The sequence below is a fragment of the Bifidobacterium colobi genome (assembly GCF_018555455.1).
Lineage (GTDB): Bacteria > Actinomycetota > Actinomycetes > Actinomycetales > Bifidobacteriaceae > Bifidobacterium > Bifidobacterium colobi.
This window is the reverse complement of the sequence record NZ_JAFEJU010000017.1, coordinates 1-5,345: the sequence shown is the minus strand read 5'-3', so window position 1 is coordinate 5,345 and position 5,345 is coordinate 1. Positions and strand designations below refer to the sequence as shown.

General features: G+C 60.0%; 3 rRNA genes. All 3 read right to left on the bottom strand.

What is annotated here, in order from left to right:
• Window positions 1–116: ribosomal RNA gene (gene rrf / locus JS530_RS10690) — 5S ribosomal RNA — on the bottom strand; the annotation flags it as partial.
• Between the two features lie 173 nt (window positions 117–289).
• Window positions 290–3,350, bottom strand: a 23S ribosomal RNA gene (locus JS530_RS10685).
• 432 nt (window positions 3,351–3,782) lie between these two features.
• Window positions 3,783–5,307, bottom strand: a 16S ribosomal RNA gene (locus tag JS530_RS10680).
• Window positions 5,308–5,345 lie beyond the last annotated feature (38 nt).

Sequence of the window (5,345 nt, the reverse complement as noted above, 5' to 3'; positions counted from 1 at the left end):
TGCGGCGGCGTGCTACTCTCCCACACCCTGTCGGGTGCAGTACCATCGCCGTGCCAGGCCTTAGCTTCCGGGTTCGGAATGGGTCCGGGCGTCTCCCCTGGGCTGTGACCGCCGCAAGTCTTCTGTTATACGGTCAGACTCTCGTCTGCCGGCATGGTGGTGGTTCGGGGACCGGATGGTGGACGCATTGTGTTGATGTTCGCTTGTTCCGACCGCGGTGACCGACTGTAGTGTCTACTTGTCGTCCGCAGGTCATGTGCGCAGCACGGTCACCAACATGGGTTGGTGTGAGGTTTCGCCTTCCCCCGTTAGTACCGGTCGGCTCCACCCCTCGCGGGGCTTCCACGTCCGGCCTATCGACCACGTGTTCTTCATGGGGGGTTCAAGGCCCGGAGGCCTATGGAATGCTTATCTTGGAGCAGGCTTCCCGCTTAGATGCTTTCAGCGGTTATCCCTTCCGAACGTGGCCAACCGGCCGTGCCGCTGGCGCGACAACCGGCATACCAGAGGTTCGTCCACCCAGGTCCTCTCGTACTATGGGCAGGCCTCCTCAACATTCCAACGAGCGCAGAGGATAGAGACCAAACTGTCTCACGACGTTCTGAACCCAGCTCGCGTGCCGCTTTAATCGGCGAACAGCCGAACCCTTGGGACCTGCTCCAGCCCCAGGATGCGACGAGCCGACATCGAGGTGCCAAACCATCCCGTCGATATGGACTCTTGGGAATGATCAGCCTGTTATCCCCGGGGTACCTTTTATCCGTTGAGCGATGCCGCGTCCGTACACCGGCACCGGATCACTAGTTCCGACTTTCGTCCCTGCTCGACCCGTCAGTCTCGCAGTCAAGCTCCCTTGTGCACTTACACTCGCCACCCGATTGCCAACCGGGCTGAGGGAACCTTTGAGCGCCTCCGTTACTCTTTGGGAGGCAACCGCCCCAGTTAAACTACCCGCCAGGCACTGTCCCAGAGCAGGATGACTGCTCGTGGTGAGACATCCAATGCGAACAGAGCGGTATTTCACCTTGCGACTCCACCACAGCTGGCGCCATGGTCTCTAAGTCTCCCGCCTATGCTACACAATCCACACCGAATGCCAATACCAAGGTATAGTAAAGGTCCCGGGGTCTTTTCGTCCTTCTGCGCTTAACGAGCATCTTTACTCGTACTGCAATTTCGCCGAGCTCCTGGTCGAGACAGTGGGGAAGTCGTTACGCCATTCGTGCAGGTCGGAACTTACCCGACAAGGAATTTCGCTACCTTAGGATGGTTATAGTTACCACCGCCGTTTACCGGGGCTTGAATTCACCGCTTCACCAAAAGGTTGACGGATCCTCTTAACCTTCCGGCACCGGGCAGGCGTCAGTGCATATACCGCGACTTGCGTCTTCGCATGCACCTGTGTTTTTGGTAAACAGTCGCTACCCCCTGGTCTGTGCCACCCCCCGACGCTCCACGGGCAAGCCGCTTCACGCAAGGGGGTCTCCCTTAAACCGAAGGAACGGGAGTGATTTGCCGAGTTCCTTGACCAGGATTCGCTCGATCGCCTTGGTATTCTCTACCTGACCACCAGTGTCGGTTTGGGGTACGGGCGCCGCACGCCCTCGCGCCGAAGCTTTTCTCGACGGCCGGGATCACCGGATCCGCGCATAAGCGCGTCCCATCGCACCTCACCCTTGACGCCCCCCGGATTTGCCTGGGGGACGGGCTGCGTGCTTGGCCCGGGAAAACCACCTCCCTGGCCGGCTGCCCTTCCGTGTCACTCCCGCGCTCACCTACCGGGGCTACGGTCCCAGACGAACCACCGTCACCCACCCGAAGGAGGGATCCGAGGGAACGCAAGGTTAGTACTCGCCCTTTCGGTCTGTTCGGTCGCGCGCCGGTACGGGAATATCGACCCGTTCATCCATTCGACTACGCCTGTCGGCCTCGCCTTAGGACCCGACTCACCCAGGGACGATGAACGTGGCCCTGGAACCCTTGGTCATCCGGCGGACGGGATCTTCACCCGTCTCTCGCTACTCATGTCTGCATTCTCACTCCCACGAAGTCCACGGCGCGCTTGCGCGGCCGCTTCGACCCTCGTGGGACGCTCTCCTACCCAGCACGAAACGTGCTGCCGCGTCTTCGGTGGCGTGCTTGAGCCCCGCTACATTGTCGGCGCGGAACCACTAGACCAGTGAGCTGTTACGCACTCTTTCAAGGATGGCTGCTTCTGAGCCAACCTCCTGGCTGTCTATGCGACTCCACATCCTTTCCCACTTAGCACGCGCTTGGGGACCTTAGACGACGGTCTGGGCTGTCTCCCTCTCGACGACGGAGCTTATCCCCCGCCGACTCACTGCCGGGATACGCATCACGGGTATTCGGAGTTTGGTTGCTGTCGGTACCCAGTACGGGCCCTCAAGCATCCAGTAGCTCTACCCCCCGGATGTACTCACCCGACGCTGCACCCAAATGCATTTCGGAGAGAACCAGCTATCACGGAATTTGATTGGCCTTTCACCCCTAGCCCCAGGTCATCCCCCCGGTTTTCAACCCAGGTGGGTGCGGTCCTCCACGCGGTCTTACCCGCGCTTCAACCTGCCCAGGGCTAGATCATCCCGCTTCGGGTCCAGGACGAGCGACTAAAGGCGCCTTTTAAGACTCGCTTTCGCTACGCGTCCGCCACACGGCTTACGCTTGCCACCCGCCACTGACTCGCAGACTCATTTTTCGATAGGCACGCCGTCACCCCCATGAAGAAGGCTCCGACGGTTTGTAGGCGCACGGTTTCAGGAACTCTTTCACTCCCCTCCCGGGGTGCTTTTCACCTTTCCCTCACGGTACTAGTACGCTATCGGTCAGACGGGAATACTTAGGCTTACCCAACGGTCTGGGCTGATTCACACGGGGTTCCACGGGACCCGTGCTACTTGGGAGACGCGTCAAGGCGGTCCATGCGCTTTCGGGTACGGGGCCATCACCCTCTACGGCCCGGTATCCAACCCGGTTCCCCTCGCACATGGATTTCTCACCGCCCGCCGGCCCGCCGGAGCCGGCACACGCGATCCCGCAACACCGAAGCCGCAACCCCCGACGGGTATCACACGGCAACGGTTTGGCCTGATCCGCTTTCGCTCGCCACTACTCACGGAGTATCCTTTCCTGCAGGTACTGAGATGTTTCACTTCCCTGCGTACCCCCCGGCCGAAGCCGGTGACCGCCCATAGAGGCGGCCGGGTTCCCCCATTCGGAGACCCTCGGATCAAAGCCCTGTCGGCGGCTCCCCGAGGCCTATCGCGGCCACACGCGTCCTTCATCGGTCCCGTCTGCCAAGGCATCCACCATACGCCCTTGCGGGCGAAACACCCGCGCAACGCAACAATGCTGCCAGACGACAAATCAATCGACACTACATCAGATCACAAAACGATCGGAACGAACACCAAAACAAAACGTTTGGAGTCCGAACGAAATCAACAGCAAAAGACAAGACTCAGCTTGCTTTTGCTCGCGTCCACTATCCAGTTCTCAAACCACCACGCACCCGCACGACCAGCCAGCCGGAAACCAATCCGGGCGACCAAGCCCACGGGGCAACGGACCGCACCGAGACCAACGTCTCGGGGTGGCGATCCGGGAGCCCAAAAGCGCATCCATACCGCTTCCCATCCGCACCGCACGACCGGCACGGCCAAAGCCAACGAAATCTTCCACACCAGCAGCCGGAAACCAACCGGGACTTCCCCGGCCGTCCGGCCCACACCGGCTCGCTAGCACGAGCCTGAATTACTCCGTAGAAAGGAGGTGATCCAGCCGCACCTTCCGGTACGGCTACCTTGTTACGACTTAGTCCCAATCACGAGCCTCACCTTAGACGGCTCCCCCCTCCGAAGAGGTTAGGCCACCGGCTTCGGGTGCTGCCCACTTTCATGACTTGACGGGCGGTGTGTACAAGGCCCGGGAACGCATTCACCGCGACGTTGCTGATTCGCGATTACTAGCGACTCCGCCTTCACGCAGTCGAGTTGCAGACTGCGATCCGAACTGAGACCGGTTTTCAGGGATCCGCTCCAAGTCGCCTTGTCGCATCCCGTTGTACCGGCCATTGTAGCATGCGTGAAGCCCTGGACGTAAGGGGCATGATGATCTGACGTCATCCCCACCTTCCTCCGAGTTAACCCCGGCGGTCCCCCGTGAGTTCCCATCATTACATGCTGGCAACACGGGGCGAGGGTTGCGCTCGTTGCGGGACTTAACCCAACATCTCACGACACGAGCTGACGACGACCATGCACCACCTGTGAACCCGCCCCGAAGGGAAACCCCATCTCTGGGGTCGTCGGGAACATGTCAAGCCCAGGTAAGGTTCTTCGCGTTGCATCGAATTAATCCGCATGCTCCGCCGCTTGTGCGGGCCCCCGTCAATTTCTTTGAGTTTTAGCCTTGCGGCCGTACTCCCCAGGCGGGATGCTTAACGCGTTGGCTCCGACACGGAACACGTGGAACGTGCCCCACATCCAGCATCCACCGTTTACGGCGTGGACTACCAGGGTATCTAATCCTGTTCGCTCCCCACGCTTTCGCTCCTCAGCGTCAGTAACGGCCCAGAGACCTGCCTTCGCCATTGGTGTTCTTCCCGATATCTACACATTCCACCGTTACACCGGGAATTCCAGTCTCCCCTACCGCACTCAAGCCCGCCCGTACCCGGCGCGGATCCACCGTTAAGCGATGGACTTTCACACCGGACGCGACGAACCGCCTACGAGCCCTTTACGCCCAATAATTCCGGATAACGCTTGCGCCCTACGTATTACCGCGGCTGCTGGCACGTAGTTAGCCGGCGCTTATTCAACGGGTACACTCACTTACGCTTGCTCCCCGATAAAAGAGGTTTACAACCCGAAGGCCTCCATCCCTCACGCGGCGTCGCTGCATCAGGCTTGCGCCCATTGTGCAATATTCCCCACTGCTGCCTCCCGTAGGAGTCTGGGCCGTATCTCAGTCCCAATGTGGCCGGTCGCCCTCTCAGGCCGGCTACCCGTCGAAGCCACGGTGGGCCGTTACCCCGCCGTCAAGCTGATAGGACGCGACCCCATCCCACGCCGTATAAAACTTTCCCAACAAACCATGCGACTTGTTGGAACATCCGGCATTACCACCCGTTTCCAGGAGCTATTCCGGAGCATGGGGCAGGTCGGTCACGCATTACTCACCCGTTCGCCACTCTCACCACCAGCAAGCTGGTGGATCCCGTTCGACTTGCATGTGTTAAGCACGCCGCCAGCGTTCATCCTGAGCCAGAATCGAACCCTCCACAAAAAACTTCATGAAAGAGCACCGAAAGATGACTCCAAAAA